The organism is Syntrophobotulus glycolicus DSM 8271, from assembly GCF_000190635.1.
Lineage (GTDB): Bacteria > Bacillota > Desulfitobacteriia > Desulfitobacteriales > Syntrophobotulaceae > Syntrophobotulus > Syntrophobotulus glycolicus.
In genome coordinates this window covers 257,090-278,384 of record NC_015172.1, presented here as the reverse complement: position 1 = coordinate 278,384, position 21,295 = coordinate 257,090, and the positions used below count along the sequence as shown (strand labels likewise).

18 protein-coding genes and 1 other annotated feature are annotated in these 21,295 nt (G+C 45.2%); of the genes, 3 read left to right on the top strand and 15 right to left on the bottom strand.

Going from position 1 to position 21,295, the window contains the following annotated elements:
* Positions 1-103: 103 nt before the first annotated feature.
* Positions 104-2,485 carry an endonuclease MutS2 gene (locus SGLY_RS01360; protein WP_013623497.1) on the bottom strand — a complete coding sequence of 794 codons (2,382 nt, stop codon included), beginning with the start codon at positions 2,483-2,485 and terminating at the stop codon, positions 104-106.
* A gap of 1 nt (position 2,486) precedes the next feature.
* Complete coding sequence (locus SGLY_RS01355; protein ID WP_013623496.1) at positions 2,487-5,060, bottom strand: U32 family peptidase; 2,574 nt, start codon at positions 5,058-5,060, stop codon at positions 2,487-2,489.
* A gap of 175 nt (positions 5,061-5,235) precedes the next feature.
* On the opposite strand from SGLY_RS01355, the gene SGLY_RS01350 reads away from it, so the two are divergent.
* A complete protein-coding gene (locus tag SGLY_RS01350) occupies positions 5,236-6,051 on the top strand; it encodes an MBL fold metallo-hydrolase (RefSeq protein WP_052298658.1) in 816 nt (271 codons plus the stop codon).
* 102 nt (positions 6,052-6,153) lie between these two features.
* Here the strand turns inward: SGLY_RS01350 and SGLY_RS01345 are convergent, their stop codons facing one another.
* The 12 genes from SGLY_RS01345 to SGLY_RS01290 form a co-directional block, all read right to left on the bottom strand.
* The gene (locus SGLY_RS01345; RefSeq protein WP_013623494.1) at positions 6,154-6,414 is read right to left on the bottom strand and encodes a cell division protein ZapA; all 261 of its coding nucleotides are present in this window, start codon (positions 6,412-6,414) and stop codon (positions 6,154-6,156) included.
* Positions 6,415-6,478: 64 nt separating this feature from the next.
* Complete coding sequence (gene pheT, locus SGLY_RS01340; RefSeq protein WP_013623493.1) at positions 6,479-8,893, bottom strand: phenylalanine--tRNA ligase subunit beta; 2,415 nt, start codon at positions 8,891-8,893, stop codon at positions 6,479-6,481.
* Between the two features lie 35 nt (positions 8,894-8,928).
* Positions 8,929-9,951: a phenylalanine--tRNA ligase subunit alpha gene (pheS, locus tag SGLY_RS01335; protein ID WP_013623492.1), complete on the bottom strand. Its 1,023-nt coding sequence runs from the start codon at positions 9,949-9,951 to the stop codon at positions 8,929-8,931.
* Between the two features lie 212 nt (positions 9,952-10,163).
* The gene (locus SGLY_RS18005) at positions 10,164-10,301 is read right to left on the bottom strand and encodes a hypothetical protein (RefSeq protein ID WP_013623491.1); all 138 of its coding nucleotides are present in this window, start codon (positions 10,299-10,301) and stop codon (positions 10,164-10,166) included.
* A gap of 70 nt (positions 10,302-10,371) precedes the next feature.
* A complete protein-coding gene (locus tag SGLY_RS01325) occupies positions 10,372-11,193 on the bottom strand; it encodes a TrmH family RNA methyltransferase (RefSeq protein WP_013623490.1) in 822 nt (273 codons plus the stop codon).
* A 95-nt stretch (positions 11,194-11,288) separates the two neighbouring features.
* Positions 11,289-11,672, bottom strand: a complete 384-nt coding sequence (gene rplT / locus SGLY_RS01320) for a 50S ribosomal protein L20 (protein WP_013623489.1) — start codon at positions 11,670-11,672, stop codon at positions 11,289-11,291.
* A gap of 36 nt (positions 11,673-11,708) precedes the next feature.
* Positions 11,709-11,906 carry a 50S ribosomal protein L35 gene (gene rpmI, locus SGLY_RS01315; protein WP_013623488.1) on the bottom strand — a complete coding sequence of 66 codons (198 nt, stop codon included), beginning with the start codon at positions 11,904-11,906 and terminating at the stop codon, positions 11,709-11,711.
* Between the two features lie 21 nt (positions 11,907-11,927).
* The gene (gene infC, locus SGLY_RS01310) at positions 11,928-12,449 is read right to left on the bottom strand and encodes a translation initiation factor IF-3 (RefSeq protein ID WP_013623487.1); all 522 of its coding nucleotides are present in this window, start codon (positions 12,447-12,449) and stop codon (positions 11,928-11,930) included.
* 246 nt (positions 12,450-12,695) lie between these two features.
* Positions 12,696-13,682 (bottom strand): 3'-5' exoribonuclease YhaM family protein, encoded by a 987-nt coding sequence (locus tag SGLY_RS01305; protein WP_013623486.1) that lies wholly within the window; start codon positions 13,680-13,682, stop codon positions 12,696-12,698.
* Between the two features lie 102 nt (positions 13,683-13,784).
* Complete coding sequence (gene thrS, locus SGLY_RS01300; protein ID WP_013623485.1) at positions 13,785-15,695, bottom strand: threonine--tRNA ligase; 1,911 nt, start codon at positions 15,693-15,695, stop codon at positions 13,785-13,787.
* A gap of 53 nt (positions 15,696-15,748) precedes the next feature.
* Positions 15,749-15,987, bottom strand: a binding site (T-box leader).
* 75 nt (positions 15,988-16,062) lie between these two features.
* Entirely contained in the window at positions 16,063-16,875 is an 813-nt protein-coding gene (gene ytxC, locus SGLY_RS01295; protein WP_013623484.1) for a sporulation protein YtxC, read from the bottom strand.
* Between the two features lie 102 nt (positions 16,876-16,977).
* On the bottom strand, positions 16,978-17,613 hold the full coding sequence (locus SGLY_RS01290; RefSeq protein ID WP_013623483.1) for a hypothetical protein: 636 nt from the start codon (positions 17,611-17,613) through the stop codon (positions 16,978-16,980).
* A gap of 95 nt (positions 17,614-17,708) precedes the next feature.
* Between SGLY_RS01290 and SGLY_RS01285 the strand changes: the two genes are divergently transcribed.
* Positions 17,709-18,776 (top strand): YkvI family membrane protein, encoded by a 1,068-nt coding sequence (locus SGLY_RS01285; RefSeq protein WP_013623482.1) that lies wholly within the window; start codon positions 17,709-17,711, stop codon positions 18,774-18,776.
* Here the strand turns inward: SGLY_RS01285 and SGLY_RS01280 are convergent.
* Positions 18,771-19,448, bottom strand: a complete 678-nt coding sequence (locus tag SGLY_RS01280; protein WP_013623481.1) for a Crp/Fnr family transcriptional regulator — start codon at positions 19,446-19,448, stop codon at positions 18,771-18,773. The genes SGLY_RS01285 and SGLY_RS01280 overlap by 6 nt on opposite strands.
* Positions 19,449-19,596: 148 nt before the next feature.
* On the opposite strand from SGLY_RS01280, the gene hcp reads away from it, so the two are divergent.
* A complete protein-coding gene (gene hcp / locus SGLY_RS01275; protein WP_013623480.1) occupies positions 19,597-21,240 on the top strand; it encodes a hydroxylamine reductase in 1,644 nt (547 codons plus the stop codon).
* Positions 21,241-21,295 lie beyond the last annotated feature (55 nt).

Sequence of the window (21,295 nt, the reverse complement as noted above, 5' to 3'; positions counted from 1 at the left end):
ATGACTTGGATCAGGTGCGCCTCTTTGTCTGACTCATGAACAAAAATCCTCAGGCATGTTCTCGTTCAATGATTACAAACGTCCTTTTTCCTGCCGATATTTGCTATTTAAGATCCACTATGGTCACTCCCGAGTCCCCTTCTCCGTATTCCCCCAATCTGAAGCTTACAACATGAGGATGTCTCTTCAGGAATTGGTGTACTCCATTTCTCAGTGAACCTGTGCCTTTACCATGGATAATACTGACCTGGTTGATGCCTGTCAAAACTGCATCATCAAGATACTTATCCAGAATCCCCTCAGCTTCATCGACCATTCTGCCTCTCAGATCCACTTCACTGCGCAGGGTGACTGCTTTACTCAAGCCCATACTGCCACGAATGGTCTTTTCAAAATGTTCTGCCTTTCTGGTTTCATCGATTATTCTGATCTCGCTTATCGATACAGATATTTTCAGGATCCCGGCTTGGACAACAACTTCTCCATTATGATCAGGCTTTGTGATCACTTGACCCTTTTGACGGAGGTTAGGCAAATAGACCAATTGGCCGGGCTTGACTTGTTCCGGCCTGAGGTTGCCTCCCGACCGTTCCTTGCCGCTATATAGACCTTCTGAAAGTTTTTTCAGGCCTTGCCTCGCTTTTTCTATTGCTGCCTGCTGTTTCTTCTGCTCTTCTTTTTGGGCTTCCTTAATTTCCAGGATCACTTTTTCCGCCTCGTGCTTAGAGCCACGGACAATTTCCATTGCTTCTTCTTTAGCTTTTTGCACGATCTCTTCGTATTTTTCGTCCATTAACCGGGCTTTCTCTGCGATTTGGGCATTCTCCCGGGTTACTTTCTGCAGTTCTTCCTGAATTTTCAGCTTACCAAGTTCGATCTCTCTTTGGGTCTCTTCAAGATTCTCCAAAAGATCAGATACCTTCATTTGACGCTCGGAGATATATGTTTTGGCCAAATCTAAAATGTTTTTTTGCAGGCCAAGTCTTTCGGCAATACTGAACGCGTTGCTCCTCCCCGGTATTCCTATCATCAACCGATACGTTGGGGATAAGGTTTCAGGATCGAATTCTACAGAAGCATTTTCGAGCCCCGCTGTGTTATAGGCAAAGGTTTTCAGGGTCCCGTAATGGGTGGTCGCAATCCCCCTGCAGCCCCTGTCAAGCAATTCGCTGATAATCGCCATTGCTAAAGCGGCGCCCTCGGCCGGATCAGTTCCGGCTCCTATTTCATCAAAAAGAACAAGGGATTTGTCATCAGCCTCTTTCACAATCCCCACAATATTCTTCAGATGCCCCGAGAAGGTGCTTAAAGACTGCTCTACACTCTGCTCATCGCCGATGTCAATAAAAATTTTCCGGAATACCCCTAGCTTCGAATCACTTTCAGCTGGAATATGTAATCCTGACTGCATCATGACTGACATCAGTCCAACCGTCTTTAAGGTCACGGTTTTTCCACCCGTATTGGGACCGGTAATGACCAAAATATTAAAATCTTCCCCCAGTTCGATACTCAGAGGAACAACCTTTCCGCTTAACAGCGGATGCCTGGCTTTATTGAGTTTGATCTGAGGCTTGTTCAAAACCAGAGGTGACCCGGCATTCATTTTATCACTTAATAAAGCTTTGGCCAGAACAAAATCCAATCTGGCCAAAGCTTCGAAAGAAGCTGCGATTTCGTCCACTTTGACTGCCACAATTGCCGTCAGCTGCTGAAGAATCCGCTGGACTTCCCGATTTTCGCGAAGAACCGCTTCTCGAAGTTCGTTTCCCAGTTGGACAACTGCGGCAGGCTCGATAAACAACGTCGCTCCACTGGCCGATTGGTCATGAACAATTCCATTAAATGCCGAGCCGTATTCCTGCTTGACCGGAACAACATACCGGTCTCCCCTGGTCGTAATTACGCGGTCCTGCAGCATTTTTTGAGTGGCGGGATTACGCATAATCCCATCTAAAACATCTTTAAGACGTTGGTGAATCCCCGTAATCATACGCCTGATCTTGGCAAGATCCTCAGAAGCTTTATCGTCGATTTTGCCATCCTCATTGATACAGCGGGATATTTCATCCTCCAGGGGTTTCTGCGGCGCAACCTCTGAAACGATACCCCGGAGAGAAAATAGTTCTGCAACATTACTCTTAGCCGTTCCATCCTCTGTGAGGATATTTTTGACCTGCCGGGCAACCCGTACGGTATCTTTTATTTCAAGCAATTCCTCCGGCTGGAGTATCCCTCCTCTTGCACAACGTTCCACACTGGGCCTGATTTCTTTTGCCCCTCTGACGGAAAATAGCGGATTGAAGCGAAGCAGGATTTTTGCTTCATCTGTTTCCCTCAGCCTGTTGCGAACTTCCCTGATTTCGGAGCTGGGAACAAGCCCTTCCACCATCTCCTTAGCCCGGGCCAAAATACAATAGCCGCTAAGCTGTTCTTTTATTTTCATAAAATCAAGTTTTCCCAATACTCTTTCCGACAGCTCCACGTTATCCAAGCACCCCTCTATAAAAATGTCCTTTAGTAAATCCTCCGCCAAACAGCCTTTCCAATTCACTCATCCCCCTGACTACAGTTTTCTCCTCCACGGTTTTTGTGCCAAGGTTCTGCCATGCCTCCCTGAAGATTTCCACACACATTTTTGTTTGATTTTCATCAGCACGGACAAGTTCGAGACGAATATTCTTCACCTTCAGTTCTGCAATCTTACCCAATTCAGTCAATAAATTTAACCTCCGGGCATTAAAAATATGCATGCGGCATTCCCGGTCCGATTCTAGCGGAAATAGGTAATTCATGCGATCTTTCAGAAATAAACCTCCTTTAGAACAGGGAACAGAACACTTTCCGGTTTTTGGCCCGTTTTCCGTGTCTGCCGGACTCAGAAGGGCTTCTGCCAGGCAAAACTCACTGACCATCATCTCCATATCCCCAAATACCATCATCTGAACATTACCGGTTTTAGCAATCTCCATGATTTGCCCGCTGTTAAGTTCAGTTGATAGGGTAACACTGGATACTCCTTTATGGACAAGGTAATGATAGGCTTTTTGATTAAATACATGAAGGAAATAATCTGTCTGGACCTCCCAATGCGGATCTGTTTCCAGCGCCATTTGCAAACCGGCCAGATTTGCCGCCATAACAGCAGGCCTGTTTTTCAGCAGGGCGACCTCCTTCATTGTCCTTTTCAGGGCATCTGCCTGTCCTTCATTCAAAATTCTCGGCAGCCTCCAGACAAGCTTTTTTCCTTTCCTCCGGCAAATCTCCGCCGCTTTTTGAAGTTCATTCAAATCCATTTTTCTTTTGGACCGCCACTGTTCCCCGCCGATAAGAATACTATCCGCACCCGCTTTGACTGCTGCTTCAACCTGCTCAGTGGTACTTACGGCAACAGTTAACAGCCTCCTCTGCGGTAAATCAATCTTTTGTAATTTACTTTCTTCAGCAAAGACCCTCATTCTCTCATCAAAAATATTGCCCGGAATGACCATCACTTCCGGTTTTTTCAGCCTGATTAGTTTTTCTACAGCCATTCTTCTCATTTCGTTCAGTTCTTTAACCGGGACAATGATATTGCCGCTGAGGTCGTTGGTCAATTCCTCAAGATAATATGGAGTCCCCCCCAGCCTGCCCAGCTGTTTTTGCAAATATTCCGAAGTCAGAGGTTTATTCATTGCTTCTTCTGCCGGCATCTGAGATTGGATGGTTACTTGTCTCTCTCCATCAGAAGCCTTCAACATCAGCCTTTGTCCTTGAGATCCTGATATCGTGAACTTAAGCGGATTTCTGCGGGCTTCCTTCCCTTCACGCATGCTCAGACGGGCCTTCCCCATCAGTTCGGCATCATTTGTCTTAAATATCCGGTCCCCATGATGTACACTGCCTGTAAAATCCAGTTGTACAGTCTCTCCCGCAAGAGCTGACGCGATCTCTTGTTTACCTGTCTGATCATAAATTCTGCGAACAGAAATTCCTTCCCGTCCCTTAGATGTCCAGATTTCAATTCCGTCGCCTGGTGAAAGAGGGGCTTCAAGCTTAAGCACCAGCCTTCCGGCCCGGGCTTCTACCACTCTGCCTAATCTGGTTCCCCGATTATTCGGCCTGCTGAAACTCATCAGTTCTTTTCCAGGCCGATTATAAAGGTATCCCGTTGTAAAATCTCTATTGAAAACCTGCAGCAATTCTCTTTTTTCTTTCTCCCCAAAAGGTTTGGCTTCTCCTTCAAGGGCATCAATCGCCTGCCGGTAAATCCGTACAACAGTTGCCACATATTCCGGTCTTTTCATTCTTCCTTCAATTTTTATGGATTGCACACCGGCTTCCTTGAGCTCAGCCAGATGGTCGATAAGGCATAAATCGCGAGGACTTAACAGATGTTCTCCTCCTTTATTTATCATTGACCTGTTTCGGCCCTCTCTGTCAACCAGCTGATAGGCCATCCGGCACGGTTGGGCACATCTTCCGCGATTGCCGCTGCGCCCTCCGATATAGCTTGACATCAAGCATTGGCCGGAATAAGCAATACATAATGCTCCATGTCCGAACACTTCTACTTCCATTGGTGTTCTTGCCGTAATCTCGCTGATTTCCTTCAAAGCAGCTTCTCTTGCCAGAACAACCCTGGAAAAGCCCAATTCTTGCAGCAAGGGCAGCCCCATACTATTATTCTGGGTCATTTGAGTACTGGCATGCATCTTCATCTCCGGCAAAACCTTGCTGATTAAGAAAGCGGCCCCAAAATCCTGAATAATTACGGCATCAGCCCCCATGCGGTGCAAGTGGAAAAGATATTCGACAAACTGCGGAAATTCCTGATCAGCGATTAAGGTATTGACTGTTATATATATTTTTACATCTCTGTCATGAGCATAAGTCAGTGCTTTTTTCAGTTCCTCCAGCCCGAAATTATCGGCAGAAGCCCGGGCATTAAACATTTTGCCCCCCAAATAAACAGCATCGGCTCCATTTTCAACTGCAGCCCTGAACGCTTCATCGTTCCCTGCCGGGGCTAAAAGCTCCAGCCTTTTTGTTCTTTTACCCTGATTAAAGGGTTCGTCCATAAATCATTTGCTCCTCTTCCCCTGCTTGTTTGTTCTCTTCTTATTATGCATCATCACCCTTGGTGCAATCAAATATTCCATTTCTATTGAGAAATTAAATTCTCTATTAAGGAAATAATAACAATTGTATATTATACTGGATTTGATAAAAAAACTTTTAACAGGTGAAACTTCTATGCCTAATCCTATCCTGACTCCGAAAAACTGGTCCGATCATGAGGTTACCATTGCCTGGCTTGGTCACGCCAGCTTTTTGCTCAATTTTTTCGGCACCAAAATTATTCTCGACCCTGCTTTAAGCCCACGCATAGGCCTCACCCCTGTCGGGAATAAAACGATTGGCCCCAGTCGTTATATCGCTGCTCCTCTAAGTGCCGGTGATGTTGGGCCAATTGATCTCCTCCTCGTTTCTCATGCTCATACCGATCATTTCGACTACCCTACTTTACGTTGTCTGCAATCTGAACATACCGTTTCCCTCACGGCTAGAAATACCAGGCATCTATGGCAAGACATGAATTTTCGCTCCATAGAAGAAATCCATTGGCAGGAAAATATTTCTTTATCGGGAGTTAACATCAGAGCGATCGAAGGAAAGCATTGGGGAGCGCGTTTACCCTGGAATAAAGAAATGACAGCGAACAGTTTCCTGCTCTCCAAAAACGGAGTCAATATTTTCTTTGGCGGTGATACCGGATATACAACTCTCATTGCCCAACAGCTCAAGGGAATATCCATCGACCTGGCGATTATGGGTATTGCCGCTTATTCTCCCAAATCGTTTGAACATAGCCATGCTACGCCTGAACAGGCCTGGAAAATGATTGAGGAAATATCAGCGAAATGGATCATTCCCATGCATTGGGGAACATTTAAATTATCTAAAGAGCCGATGGATGAGCCTATATTGCGTTTCCGCCAGGCCGCCGCCGGACAAATGGAAAAATTGGCTATTCAGGAAGTTGGTGCCTCCTGGGTATTGCCCCGTTAAAGATATTCCGGAAAATAAAAAGGGATGCGACGAACACTATTTTCGTTTCATCCCCTTTATCTTCTATTGTCAATCTGCCGGAAACAAATCTTCTGCCCTTTTTCAGAGCTCCGTCTTTTCTCCCAGCATATCCAATACTGTTTTTTGTTCTTCTTTCAGCTTGGCGATTTCATCCGCCATATTGAGAGAGACCAGAACAGCCACCTGGTGTGCGGCCAGAAGGGGATACTTCAAGGACACCTCTTTCATCCGTCTATCCACATCATAAGCAAGGCTTCTGATATAATCCTCCGAACCTTTTCCTTTGATCGCGTGTTGTTCGCCAAAGATGTGAACAATAACTTTGTTTGCTTCTTGTGTCACTCTTTTCCCTCCCTCTCCCGTTTACGGCTTTAGGAAACCGGATTGAATCACACCGATTCGTTGCTTATTTTCGCCATTCGGCACCAAATTCCTTCTGAATCGCTTCTAAAATGACAATATTCAAACTGCTCACTTCATCATCAGTAAGCGTTCGTTCCGGTGACAGATATTTCAAGGAGAAAGCGAGGCTTTTATGCCCTGCGGGAACTTGATTTCCTTTATATACATCAAAGATTTCAACTTTATGCAACAGTTCTCCGCCCAACTGCAAAATCCGGCTCTTGATCTCTTCAGCAGATACCTTGTCTTGGACGACTACAGCCAAATCTCTTTGAATCGCAGGAAAACGTGTATAGGATCTTCCAATGATATTTTCAGAAGAATGCCCCGCCAGGAGGTCAAAATCCAGTTCGAATACTACCGGTCTTTCCATTCCCCATTCCGCCTCTAAAAGCGGATGAAGCTCGCCAAAGAACCCGGCCTTCACCTCTCCAATGAAAATTTCCGCCGATCTGCCCGGATGCAGAAGAGACCTCAGCTTTTCATCATCTGTTCTTTGATATCTAAACCGGATAGCACAATGCTCGGCTATTGTATCCAATAATCCCTTGACATAGTAGAAATCATATTCCATTTGAGGATTGAGCCAATGCCTTGAGGTTGTGCCTACCGCCAAACCCGCTATTTTCGCTATTTCATGCGGAAGCTCTTTGATCGGATGATCTTTAGCCAAATAGACATGGCCAATTTCAAAAATCAGGCAATCGAGATTTCTTCTGGCGGTATTGCGGGCGGCGACTTCCAGTAAACCGGGAAGCAATGAGGTTCTCATTACTCCCGTTTCTTCTCTTAAAGGATTAAGCAGTGAGACCGACTTGCTCTGTTTTCCCCATTTGAAATCCTGTTCTTTTTTTACAAAGGAATACGTCAAAACTTCATTAATCCCCAGGCCAACCAGCAAATGACGAATTTTTCTCCGGAACAGCTGCGCCGGATTTTTGTGGCCCTGAGTTAAGCTTCCTCCGGGGAGAGTGGTCGGTATCTGGTCATAACCGATAATCCGGGCGACCTCTTCAATCATATCCTCCTCAATCTTAATATCCTGCCGGTATGAGGGGATTTTGACCGCGAATTGATTTTTCTGCACCTCTTCATAAGGAAAATCCAGCGCAGCTAATACATCGCACATCTCTTCCTTCTTGATCTCAAAGCCAAGCACCCTGGACGTCTTCTCCAAGTTAAGCTTAACCTCAAGCTGTTGTGGCAAATGACAGACTTTTTCCGTGAATCCCACAACTCTCCCGGCCTTCAATTCTTTTAACAGTTCGGCTACTCTGCCCAGTGTCGGCACTGTGCCATATGGATTGACTCCCTTCTCAAAGCGGTTTGAAGATTCTGATCTTAGCCCCAGCCTGCGGCTTGTGCGGCGCACACTGGCTCCCAAAAAGTGGGCCGACTCAAAGAGGACTCTGGTCGTCCCTTCCGTCACCTCGGTATCAAGACCGCCCATTACCCCCGCTATCGCTACAGGTCCTTTATCATCAGCAATCACCAGCATACCGGATTCGAGCACCCGGTCCACTCCATCCAGGGATACTAATTTTTCTCCTTGACGAGCAGTGCGCACCCGGATCTGCCCGTTCAGTTTATCCAGGTCAAAAGCGTGTAAAGGCTGCCCCATCTCCAGCATACAATAGTTTGTAATATCCACGATATTGTTAATCGGTCGTACTCCCGCCGCTCTTAAACGGTTTTGCATCCATACCGGGGAAGGTTCAATACAAACATCTTCTACCAATAAGGCAGAGTAGCGCCAGGAAAGCTCCGGATTCTCAATCAATATCTGAGGGCTTTCAGCCGGTTCCCAGGAAGGGCCCTGCAGATCAGCCCAAACAGGCAGTTTGGGCTTTTGACGGACGAGTGTCCCCAGTTCCCTGGCCACATTGACCATCGCCAGACAATCCGGACGATTAGGATACAGTTCCAGCTCGATCACCCAATCATTTAAGCCCAGGTATTCTCCTATATCCATACCGAGCGGCGGTTTTCCAGGCAGGATGAGAATCCCGCCCTTGCTCCGCTCTGTACCCGCGGAAGAATCTATCCCCAGTTCCTTTTCGGAGCAAAGCATTCCGAATGACTCCACTCCTCTTAATTTGGCAGGCTTGATTTTAAGCCCCTCCGGCAACCGGGCCCCGCAAAGGGCTACGGGAATCCTGTCATCCAGCCGGATATTATCCGCTCCGGTGACAATCACCAGTTCTTCTTCCCCAACATTTACTTTGCATATCTGCAGTTTCTCAGCATTGGGGTGTTTTTGAAGCCCGGTTATTTCCCCAATAACCACCTTCGAGAAACCTTTATTGAGATTTTCAATACGTTCTACCTCGATTCCGCCGCTGGTCAGAATCTGCGCAATTGTTTCAGCGCTGTCCTCTAAGTCAAGATATTGACGCAGCCAGTTCAGACTTACTTTCATGGTTCTCCTCCCGTCTTTAACAGTTTTCAGGTTTTCTAGAACTGTGCCAGAAAACGCAAATCATTATCGAAAAGAAGCCGCATATCTTCAATCCCGTATTTTAACATGGCAATTCTCTCTACACCCATCCCAAAGGCAAATCCGGTAACTTGAACTGAATCATATCCGCCCGCTTCCAAGACTTTAGGATGAACCATTCCCGCCCCAAGAATTTCAATCCAACCGGTTCCTTTACAAAGCTTGCACCCTTTGCCTCCGCACAGCATACAGGAAACATCCACCTCAGCACTGGGCTCCGTGAAAGGGAAAAAACTCGGTCTTAAGCGAATCTGCCTGTCTTCCCCAAACATTTGGCGGGAGAAAGTCAGTAATATCCCCTTCAGGTCGGACATCCGGACTCCCCTGTCCACAAGCAGCCCTTCGACTTGATGAAACATCGGTGAATGTGTGGCATCATCATCATTGCGGAAAACTTTACCCGGAGCAATGATTTTGACCGGAAGACCGGGACAAAGCTTTTCCATTGTTCTGATCTGAACAGGGGAGGTCTGCGTTCTTAACAAGATCTCTTCTGTAATGAAGAAAGTATCCTGCATATCACGGGCCGGATGGTCCTTCGGCAGGTTTAACGCTTCAAAGTTATAATAATCAGTTTCAATCTCCGGCCCCTCCGCAATCTGAAAGCCCATTCCGATAAAAATATCTTCAATTTCCTCAATCACTTTGGTCAGCGGATGCTGATGCCCTCTCGGCATCATTATTCCGGGAAGTGTAATATCCAAAAATTCTTCCTCAAGCCTCTTTAACAAGGCTTGCTCTTCCAGCTCTTTCATCTTTTCATCCCAAGCCTGTTCCAAACTCGCTCTGACTTCATTGATGATTTGGCCGACAAGCGGTCTTTCTTCAGAGCTTAAACTGCCCAGTTGTTTTAACAATGCCGTCAGGGAGCCTTTTTTTCCCATCACTTTGACTTTAAGCTCCTGCAACTCGTCCCTTGTCAAACCGCTCTGTATTAATGTCAATGATTCTTCTTTAATCTTTTTAATTTCTTCCCGCATACTTTTCATCCTTTCACTGAACGAAACAAAAATAAAAACTCCCATCCCAGCCAGGGACGAGAGTAATTTCCCGCGGTACCACCCTTATTCGGCAAAAGCCGCTCTTGAGGCCTTTTAACGGCAGGCCGCCGAACAATGCTCCCAAGTGTGAAATTCATCCTCTTGCGAGGAGGATTCCCGTCTGGCCGACTCTCAGTCATGGTCAACCTCCCTTAAAGACCGGTACTCCTTTTTTCCTGTTCATCGCATCTTTGACTTATTCTTTTTTTACTCTGAACATTGTAGATCAGAAACAATTCGGGAGAACCGGTGGCCTTAAAGGCTTTCCAGAACCATTCTTCTGTCGTCATCGTCAGACCCACCTTTCATGGCCGGTTCCAAATGCCGCTTCCTTTATCCAACTGCCTGCATTATATCATTTCATTTGGTGTTTTTCAAGAAATCGGCCTGCCGCCGGATCTCAAATAAAAGGATCCCTGCCGCTAAGGCTGCATTTAATGATTCCACATTATTTTGCATGGGGATCATGATCTTTTTGGGGGAGATTTCCGAAAATTCCGGAGCTACTCCATTGGCTTCACTTCCGATAACTAAAGCCAGAGGGAGGCTTTGATCCATTTTCTGACGATAAACAGACTGGCCCTCCAAGGCAGAAACAACCAGGTTTAAATGATTTTGGCGACAGAAAGCCCAAATGTCCGGCCTCTCTATTTCCTGGAGAATGCACATGGAAAAAACCGCTCCCATACTGCTGCGCAGGACTTTGGGATTATAATAATCCACTGTTCCTCGTGTCAGCACAACATTCTTCACCCCGGCAGCCAGAGAAGCGCGGAGGATCGTCCCCAAATTTCCCGGATCACGAATACCGTCAAGTATTAACAGTATGGTATCCGGCTCAATCTGAATATCGTCCCACGAGTATTCTTCCTGATTGATTAAGGCCAGAATCCCCTGCGGTTCTTCTGTGGCCGATATTCTTTTCATCACGTCCTCAGAAACCTCTTCAGCCGGAATCCTCAATTTTCCCGCCTCTAAAATCAGTTCTTCCAACTTTTCTCTTTCCCATGTACTTCCTTTGGCCGGACAATAGAATATCTTTTCTATCCTTTTGCTGCGCATTAATGCCTCACCAACAAATCTCCGCCCTTCAGCGAAAAATTGTTGGGATGTTTTTCTTCCTTTGGTTTGATGTAAGGATACAATATGTTTAACCTGTTCATTTCGCACCGAAGTGATCATCGGAATCCCCCCCGGATACGAGAAGAGTCCGATACTTGCATAAAGAAATCGAACTCTGTTCTTCGTATTTTAATTTTCCGCTATTGGATCAAAGCTTAGGCATTTGCCTGAACAGCAGGCCCTTCATTCAGCTTACCTTTGGCAAGATCACAAAGGCTGGTAAATGCCCCCGGATCATTGATTGCTAAATCAGCCAGCATCTTGCGGTTCACAAAGACTCCGGCCTGTTTAAGACCGTACATCAAACGGCTGTAGGAAATGTCATTCATACGGGAAGCCGCATTAATTCTGGCAATCCAAAGTCTGCGGAAATCGCGTCTCCTCTGTTTGCGGTGAATAAACGAATAGGCCATGGATTTGACAACCTGTTGTTTAGCCATCTTAAAGAGCTTGCTTTTTCTGCCTCTATATCCTCTGGCCAGTTTCAATATTTTTTTATGACGCTGATGCGCCCTTACGCCTCTTTTTACTCGGGCCATAGTTGAAGACCTCCTTGTGGTAATAATTCACTGTTCTTACAGATAAGCGATCATGCGCTCAATTCTTTTGGCATCAGTCTTATGCATAATTGTTGATTTGCGCAGATTACGCTTGCGTTTTGGCGACTTTTTCTCAAGAATATGTCTTTTATAGGCGTGGGCTCGCACAATTTTGCCTGTTCCGGTCTTTTTGAACCGTTTGGCAGCACCACGATGTGTTTTCATTTTTGGCATTGGAAAACCCCCTTCTCAATATTAGTCATGCTTTGTATTCGTGGGGGTCAGAATCATCACCATGTTTCGACCCTCAACTTTTGGTTCACGTTCAATTGTTGAATCCGTTCCCACAAATTCAGCCAGACGGATACAAAGAACCCGTCCCTGTTCCGGATGCATGATTTCTCTTCCCCGGAACATAATGGTTACTTTTACCTTATCCCCATCCTGTAAGAAACGCTGCGCATTGCGGGCCTTTGTCTCAAAATCATGCGTTTCGATATTCGGCCGTAATTTTACTTCTTTGATCTCAACAATTTTTTGTTTTTTGCGCGTTTCTTTATCTTTCTTCGCCTGCTCATATTTATATTTGCCATAATCCATCAGCTTACAAACCGGTGGCTTGGCTGTCGGCGCAATCTCAACCAGATCCAATTCCTTTTCCCCGGCAATTTGCATAGCCTCTTTGATTGATACTATCCCGAGCTGTTCGCCTTCTTCACTGACTAATCGAACATCCCGAGCCCGGATTTCATCATTAATCCGCAGATCCTTACTGATAAGAAATCACCCCCGAATTTAATTGCCAAATGCAAAAATAAAAAGACGGACTTCCACCCGTCTTCCTTACTACAATAATGAGCAAAAACCCACTTACCTCATAAAGCTGCCGCCATGAGGTGAGAAGCGGATGGCTTCTACTTGGCTTTAATAGTATACACAACTTCAGAGCTCTCTGTCAATCTATTTTGTCAATCTCTCTTTTTTCTTTCTATTTTCCTTGTTCTCTTCATTCTTTTGTTCTATCTATTCTTCCTGTTCCTGATCGTCGGCCTGCACAAGGGCATGCTGCGGCTTATAAAGCTTCCTGTTATTTAAGGTCCATATTTTTTCGGTAAATTCTCCCTCCTCCACTTGCTCAAGCGCTTTCTTCATATCGAACATCCTGGCATCAATAATATCCAGATAATGCAATATTTCGGCCTCTGGGATCATAGGCCTTTTCGGGCTCCCAAACTCCGGTTCATAATGATGGGCTAAAACCATATGCTCAAGAAGTGCCGCAGTCCTCGCATCAAGATTGGTATTCCGGGCGGCCTGATTTATCCTCTTGACACCTTGGATAATATGGCCTAAAAGCTGACCTTCCATGGTATAGTCGGATGCAATGCCTAAAGGATTGGCGTTTATTTCATCCAACTTGGCAATATCATGCAGGATAATACCGGCAAGGAGCAAATCCTTGTTCAAGAAATCATAAACTTCCAGCAATTTTTCCCCCGCCCTGAGCATAGTAAGAGTATGGTAGAGGAGACCGGATCTCACCGAATGATGGTTTTGCATGGCTGCCGGGAAAGTTAATATTCTCTCTCCTGATTCACAAATAATAAATTGAACAAGGTCCCTTATTCCGGTATGGCCTATCTTCATCGTGTACTCGTGAAGCTCTTTATACATGTCTTGAGGATCCCACGGCGCGATCGGCACAAAATCCCCAATATTCACACCATCCTGTTCATTTGCTGCCCGCATTTTTTCAACCTTGATTTGTTTTCTGCCCTGCCATTCAGCTACAATGCCTTTGACCTTAACCAGAGTATTCTTGACATACTCAAGTTCGTCCTCTTCCTTACAGTCCCACCACCGGGCACTGATTTCCCCGCTGGAATCACCAAATATCATATCCAGATATTTATTCCCGGCAGCTGTTGTTTTACTTTCTGCTTTCCGAATCAGGAAAAATGCCATAAAAGATTCCCCAACCTTATAGTCGCTCAGTTTTCTTTCCCACATACCTTTCCCCTCCCGATCTATTGTTTGGCACTTTCTGTTCATCTGCGTTTATCATGACTATGGGAATCTGCTTTGCCAATGCCAAAATCCATTGACCTGAGATCATCTGATCTTCTTCGTTTGAATCTCTTCAATAATCGTGGCCAGGAATTCCTCCCTGCTCATTTTTACAGTATTCTGTTCCCCATAACGCCGTACGGCCAAACTGCCTTCCTCAGCCTCCTGATCTCCCACCACCAGTGCAAAGGGGACCTTTTCCGTTTGGGCCTCACGAACCTTATAGCTGATTTTTTCCCGGCGTTCATCAATTTCCGTTCTGATGTCCATCTCTTTAAGCGTTTCAGCGACTTTAGCGGCATATTCACTGTGCTTGTCGCTGATCGGTAAAATTCTCACCTGAACCGGTGCGAGCCAGACCGGAAAAGCCCCCGCATAGTGCTCGGTCAGCAAGGCGATAAATCTCTCAATACTTCCATACACCACCCTGTGGATCATTACAGGACGGTGTTTTTCCCCGTCTTCCCCAATGTAATTGAGGTCAAATTTCTCCGGCATTTGGAAATCAAGCTGGATCGTACCGCATTGCCAGGTTCTGTCCAGACAATCCTTTAAGTGAAAATCGATTTTAGGTCCGTAAAAAGCGCCATCCCCGGGGTTAACCTTATAGCTCATATTTAAGGCTTCCAAAGCCTCAGTCAAAGCCCTTGTGGCCATTTCCCATTCCTCATCCGAACCCATGGAGTTTTCCGGTCTTGTCGAAACCTCCACATGATATTCAAACCCAAATACCTTATAGAAATCATCGACAAGATTAATGACCCTGATGATTTCATCCTTAATCTGTGATGGAAGCATAAAGATATGGGCATCATCCTGCGTAAAATTCCTTACCCTCAGCAGCCCATGCAGCGCGCCTGACAGCTCATGCCTGTGCACAAGGCCAAGCTCCCCGCACCTGATAGGCAGGTCTCGGTAACTGCGCAGTTTGGTTTTATACATAATCATCCCGCCCGGACAATTCATCGGCTTGACTGCAAAATCAACACCATCAATCTTCGTAAAGTACATATTCTCTTTATAATGATCCCAATGCCCTGATTGTTCCCATAATGCCCTGTTGAGAATGATCGGTGTTTTGATCTCCACATATCCCCTTTTAAAATGTTCCTTACGCCAAAAGTCTTCAAGCAAATTCCGGATAACCATTCCCTTAGGATGAAAGAAAGGGAACCCCGGGCCTTCATCATGAAGGCTGAAAAGGTCAAGTTCCATTCCCAATTTACGGTGATCACGTCTTTTCGCTTCTTCTAATTTAAACAAAAAATCATCCAGCTCGGTCTGCTTGGCAAAAGCCAGACCATAAATCCTCTGCAGCATTTTATTCTTTTCGCTGCCTCGCCAATAGGCTCCGGCAACACTCTGCAGTTTAAACGCTTTAATCGGTTTAGTAGAAGGAAGATGGGGCCCTGCGCAAAGATCCGCAAAATCCCCCTGAGCGTATACGGAAATCACAGCCTCCTCCGGCAGATCTCTGATTAATTCAACTTTATATTGTTCTCCTTTTTGTTCAAAAAAGCTTAATGCTTCCTGCCGGGCCAATTCCTGTCTTGTAAACTTCTGGCCCTCTTTGGCCAGCTTCTTCATTTTCTGTTCGATCTTCTCAAGATCTTCCGGGGTGAAGATATGCTCTGAATCAAAATCGTAGTAGAAGCCGTTGGCAATTGCCGGGCCGATGCCGAAATGCGTTCCGGGATAAAGCTCCTGAACAGCCTGGGCCAGTAAATGGGCACAGGAATGCCTCATGATTTCTAATCCTTCCTCACTGTCCATCGTAAGAATCTCCACTTCAGCATCCGTACTCAATATGCTTGAAAGATCTTTCGTTTCATTGTTGACCTTGGCCGCTACGGCAATTCTGCCCAAGCCCGGGGAAATAGAAACTGCCAGTTCACCAAGAGTTATCCCCTCCTGGAATTCTTTCTCCGAACCGTCTTTTAACCTTACTTTAATCACCGGTATCACTCCCAAATTTTTATTTTCTCTGAAATATAAAAAGCCCTCATCCCTTATGGGACGAGAGCTGCATTCCCGTGGTTCCACCCAAATAAAATGAAAAGCCAATTCTCTTGGACTCCATTTTTCTCCAGTCCCCCTTAACGCGGGGGCAACGGCCGTTCATACTCCTGCTGTTTCCGTCCGGCACTCCAGGGTGGTCTTCACCTGACAACAGGCAGAATGCTTACAGCCCCGGCATTCCTCTCTTTAACCTGCTTTGTAGGGTTACTGTCCCCTTCTTCGTATTAATCCGTCATCATTTCTTCTTTTTAGCTTATCTTAGTTTTTTTCCCTTGTCAATTACGGAACCTGTTATTTCAATTAATTATTCTTGACATAATGAACAGCCCGTGCAATAGCTCACTTTACCTTTAAAAACCTCTTTCAAAAGCAAAAGGAAATTCGGATCTCCCTTCTGGTCCAGGTTACCGGAGTGTATGATCACTCTTTCAGGCGCATATTTGAGAATAATGCTGATCACCAGATCCCCGTAATTCTCATCAAAATGATCTTCCTTTATCCGTTTCCCTTTTTGATCACAGATGAGAATCAGCTTTTCTTTCATCACAAGGTCCAGTGTCTTCACTTTTTGATCCTGAGCATCCATGAATCTCTCTAAAATTTGAATAAAAATCTCATCTTCCCGCTGTTGCTCATAATCATTCACGGCTTTGGAAAGGGCCTGTCTGTACTGAGCTTTATATTCATGGGCCCGGAAACACATAAACCCGTCCAGATCCAGATAAGTGTTGTTTTGGAAATATTCCAGAAAAGACCTGGTCAAGACATCTCTTTTTTTGCTCCCTGAAGAGCTGAGCCTTTCTATGATTTTCTCTGTCTCTCCTTGAGCAATACCATATTCCGTACACAACAATTTCCTGGAATCATTTTTTTCCCAAATCCTGATGACATTATCCGCAAGGGCCCTGGCCAAATAATATAAATAGATCAAAACAGCGGTCCTGCCCTGCCCCTCCTCTTTAAGACGGGGAAACTCGCAGCACACCTTATAATTCCGGCCGCGTGATAATTCCAATAGATTCAGCGGAATCCGGTCTTTGTCCCGCAGATTTGTCAAGGCTGTCATTAACCCCTCTTGAAAACCGGAAGTCGCTAATTCAATAGTCAAATATTCCATGTCATCCCTCCAGAAAAATATATGCGGCTTTATTACCTAATATTTCCGTAAGGGAGACCTCTTATTCCAATTTAATCTTCACTATATCAGCTTTTGAGAAGATTATTCTTTTTTCATGGCCTTCCTCCAAACCCAGCCAATCATCACGAGGGACAGCAATATTATCCCCAGCTGCACATATAGCGTAACATAAATAAAATCAGAAATCTGAGCCGCATTGTATTCTCCCGCGATAAAGGCATAGATCTGTCCTTTTTCATCCTGAAGTGATACGTAAGAAGAAATAACGGTACCCCTGTCGCCTCGGGTCAGTTCCGGCTCGATCCTGACTCCGCGAATGGCTTTTTCCCAAGTTACCGGAGCACTGATTTCCTCTTGTCCCAACTGGCTGTGCAGCGGATCGGAAACCGGTCTGCTGTCTGCAATATGATACCATTTGCTATCTGCAGTTCTGGCTGCAATATAAAGGCCGGCCAGACCGTAATCCGCAGCGGATTGGCCAAGCTGCTGACTCAATAAGCCATAATAAGAGTTGTCTTCTGCTCTGGTCTGAATCAGGTCCTTAAGCTGATTTGTTTCAATAAGGGGAGCCAGTTTCACCAAGGCATTATTGACCTGCTGCACAGCGATTTTGACCGCCAATTGCTCTTCCCGGAAACTGCTAAGGCCACAGATGATAAAAAAGCAAAATACAAGAATAATAAAAGTAGTATAAATCGGCTTCCTCTTTGAAAACATTTTTACCTCCGTCATTAACCTTTTAGTACTTATTATAGGGCCGGTCTCCATATAATAGTATAAACTATTGTCTATTTATTTTGCGGGGGAATAAAGTGATCCAGAAACAACACTTATCCGTGACCACCATCGCCTGTTCTTTAATCGGCACGGTCGTTGGTGCCGGATTCGCAACAGGGCAGGAAATCTTCAGATTTTTTACTGTCTTTGGTAAACCGGGATTGCTGGGCATCATCATGGCAACCATCTTCTTTGGCTACTTTTCCTGGTTAATCATGCATTTTTCCCAGCGGATCAAAGCGAAAAACCATTATGATCTCATTGCTTATATTATGGGGAGAAAATTAGGCCGTTTAATTGATGGACTTCTGACCATCAGCTTTATCTCCGTATTAATTGTTATGGCCGCCGGGGCCGGGGCCGTCTTCAACGATCTTTTTGGTCTGCCGCCTGTTGCAGGCAGTCTGGTCATGCTCTCTTTGACTTTTTTTACTGTGGTTTCCGGCCAAAATAATGTCATCAAAGCCATCAGCATAGTCGTTCCTTTCATGTTGGCGGCTGTATTGGGGGTATCGGTTTTTACTTTTGCCCTTAATTCTACAGGGATCTCCAATCTTTCATTAATACAGACCGGTTCCCTTGGCGCAACCAAAAGCTGGATTACTTCTTCCGTCCTTTATGTTTCCTATAATATCATTCTTGCTCTGGCCATCTTATCTTCTCTGGGTCGTTTATCCACTGATCAGAAGAAAAATGCCCTGGGCGCTACATTCGGCTGCCTTGGATTGGGAGCAGGAATCCTGGCGATCAATTTCGCCCTTGTTTGTACTTTCCCTCAAACTGCCGGCCACCAAGTCCCTATGCTCTATCTGGCTTCCCGAATTCATTTTCTGATCCCCTGGGGATATGGGATAATTATCTTGTTGGAGATCTATACTACCGCTGTCAGTATCTTGTATGGCTTCACTTTACGGCTTTCCACCGATAAAGCATCCCGAGTCGCCTATTCTTTCCTTGCCTGTGCCATCGCTGTCCTTCTGGCCCGCTATGGTTTTTCAGAATCTGTTGTGATCTATTATCCTCTTATCGGATGGGCCGGAATTGTCTTTCTGTTTTGTCTTGTCGGGAAGCATGTGAAAATCCTGTTTCAGAAAGATTCATGAGTAGAGACATGCTTCAAGTTTTTTTAGTTCAACGATCTTCACTTTATTTTTATCTAAGATAATCAATCCGTCATCCTGCATATTTATTAATTCCCTTGAAAGCGAAGGCCTGGGTATCCCAATTTTTTCAGCCCAGCTTACTTTTGAGTTTTCAAGGTTGATTTCTAATGTTTTCTGCCGTTTATACTCCTTTAAGAGATACCAGGTTAATTTCTGCCGGATAGTCTGCAAAGAAAGCAAGGTCACCTTTTGGTTGAGCAAAAAAATTTTTTGGGCAAATAAATGTAAAACTCCTTCCATCAAATCTCTGTTTAAAGCAAGCATTTTTAATATTTCTTCCTTAGAAACAAACAATACCTCCGATTTTTGGGAGGCAACAATGGTTGCCGGATAGCTGTTTCCCAGGAATAAAATGACCTCCCCGAAAACATCCCCTCTGCTTAACGTCTCCATGTTCACATTTTTCCCATTTGCTAATAATTTGTTTATCTCTACTCTTCCCTCGATGACAATACCGATTTTGGTACAGGGATCACCTTCGATAGCCAGAACATCATTTTTCTGATAGTGAGCCAATTGAAATGTCATCTCTTTGGTCATCTCTTTCATCTGCTGAATACTTAATTTCTGAAATAAAGGACAGAAAGTTAATGCAGCAAGGATTCTCTCCACAATCATACCCTCCGGTCAATTCATGATCAAAGCAGGGATAAGCCTTTGTCAAACCTTTTTATATGATCATTGTAACATAGGTTACCGCCTTACGATCTTCCAGACATTACGATAGATCTAGAAAAAATATTCTAAAGGAGGTCACTCTATGTCAATGTTTTGTTATCAATGTCAAGAAACAGCCGGTAATCATGGTTGCTCCAAAGCGGGGGTATGTGGTAAAACCTCTGATGTCTCCAATTTACAGGATCTGTTGATTTTTGTGACAAAGGGTTTATCTTATTATGCTCTTCAGGCCAAAAAAAATGGGATTGTCCCTGCCGATGCGGATAAATACATTATTGACAGTCTTTTTACGACAGTAACAAATGTAAATTTCGATCATGCTGTGATTGAGGCTAAAATTAAAGAGGGTCTAACCTTGCGTGGTCAACTCAAGCAAGCTCTTGCCGATTCTCATATTCGTTTGGAAAATATCCCCGCAGCCGCTGAGTGGACCGCCGGCAGCAGTGAAGAATTTGCTGCCAAAGCCGCTGACGTTGGTATTCTTGCCACAGAAAACGAAGATATCCGTTCCTTGCAATATATGCTTATTTACGGACTTAAGGGAATGGCCGCTTATTATCACCACGCCGCAGTCCTCGGCTTTGCTGACGAAGAAATTCTTAGTTTTATCAACAGGGCCCTCGTGGCTACTCTTGATCCTTCCCTATCCGCCGATGAGCTCGTTGCGCTGGTTTTAGAAGCCGGTAAATACGGTGTAAGTGTCCTTGCCCTTCTCGATAAAGCAAATACCGACACTTACGGTAATCCTGTGCTCACTACGGTTGATCTTGGTGTCCGCAGCAATCCTGGTATCTTAATCAGCGGACATGATCTAAAGGATCTGGAAGAACTTCTCATGCAAACGGAAGGTTCCGGTGTTGATGTCTACACACACAGTGAAATGCTCCCCGCCCATTATTATCCCGCTTTCAAAAAATACTCCCACTTCGCGGGCAACTATGGCAATGCCTGGTGGAAACAGGGCGAAGAGTTCGCCAGCTTTAACGGCCCTATCTTGTTAACCACAAACTGTCTGATTCCACCTAAAGATTCATATCGGGACAGACTGTTTACGACCAGTATCGTCGGTTTTGAAGGGATTAAACACATCGCGGACAGAGTTGGGAATAATCCCAAAGATTTTTCCGAAATCATTACTCTGGCCAAAACATGTCCTCCGCCAACCGAATTGGAAAAGGGCCAAATTGTAGGTGGTTTTGCCCACCAGCAGGTTCTTGCCCTGGCTGACAAAGTGGTTGAAGCCGTGAAATCAGGGGCCATCAAGAAATTTGTCGTTATGGCCGGCTGTGACGGCAGGGCAAAAACCAGATCCTATTATACGGATTTTGCTGCCTCCCTGCCTGAAGATACGGTTATTCTTACTGCCGGTTGTGCCAAGTATCGGTATAATAAGCTCAATCTTGGCGATATCGGCGGTATCCCCCGTGTACTCGATGCCGGACAATGCAATGATTCCTACAGCCTTGCCGTCATCGCTCTCAAGCTTAAAGAGGTTTTTGATCTGAATGATATTAACGACTTGCCGATCGTTTATAATATCGCCTGGTATGAACAGAAAGCCGTTCTGGTTCTGTTGGCCCTGCTGTCACTGGGAGTGAAGAATATTCATCTCGGTCCTACACTGCCCGGTTTTCTTTCTCCCAATGTCGCCAAAATTCTGGTTGAGACGTTTGGAATTGGCGGCATTACAACTCCCGCTGAAGATCTTTCCTCAATGATCGGCTAGTATCCCGCTTTCCGAGGTTAAGTGCGAAAATTGCTTCCAGTCATTTTGGGCTGGA

What these genes read in the sequence shown, in the direction of transcription:
- SGLY_RS01355 (WP_013623496.1), bottom strand. Translation starts at nt 5,060, where the DNA reads ATGGACGAACCCTTTAATCAGGGTAAAAGAACAAAAAGGCTGGAGCTT.
- SGLY_RS01350 (WP_052298658.1), top strand. Translation starts at nt 5,236, where the DNA reads ATGCCTAATCCTATCCTGACTCCGAAAAACTGGTCCGATCATGAGGTT.
- pheT (WP_013623493.1), bottom strand. Translation starts at nt 8,893, where the DNA reads ATGAAAGTAAGTCTGAACTGGCTGCGTCAATATCTTGACTTAGAGGAC.
- pheS (WP_013623492.1), bottom strand. Translation starts at nt 9,951, where the DNA reads ATGCGGGAAGAAATTAAAAAGATTAAAGAAGAATCATTGACATTAATA.
- SGLY_RS18005 (WP_013623491.1), bottom strand. Translation starts at nt 10,301, where the DNA reads ATGACGACAGAAGAATGGTTCTGGAAAGCCTTTAAGGCCACCGGTTCT.
- SGLY_RS01325 (WP_013623490.1), bottom strand. Translation starts at nt 11,193, where the DNA reads ATGATCACTTCGGTGCGAAATGAACAGGTTAAACATATTGTATCCTTA.
- rplT (WP_013623489.1), bottom strand. Translation starts at nt 11,672, where the DNA reads ATGGCCCGAGTAAAAAGAGGCGTAAGGGCGCATCAGCGTCATAAAAAA.
- rpmI (WP_013623488.1), bottom strand. Translation starts at nt 11,906, where the DNA reads ATGCCAAAAATGAAAACACATCGTGGTGCTGCCAAACGGTTCAAAAAG.
- SGLY_RS01305 (WP_013623486.1), bottom strand. Translation starts at nt 13,682, where the DNA reads ATGTGGGAAAGAAAACTGAGCGACTATAAGGTTGGGGAATCTTTTATG.
- ytxC (WP_013623484.1), bottom strand. Translation starts at nt 16,875, where the DNA reads ATGGAATATTTGACTATTGAATTAGCGACTTCCGGTTTTCAAGAGGGG.
- SGLY_RS01290 (WP_013623483.1), bottom strand. Translation starts at nt 17,613, where the DNA reads ATGTTTTCAAAGAGGAAGCCGATTTATACTACTTTTATTATTCTTGTA.
- hcp (WP_013623480.1), top strand. Translation starts at nt 19,597, where the DNA reads ATGTCAATGTTTTGTTATCAATGTCAAGAAACAGCCGGTAATCATGGT.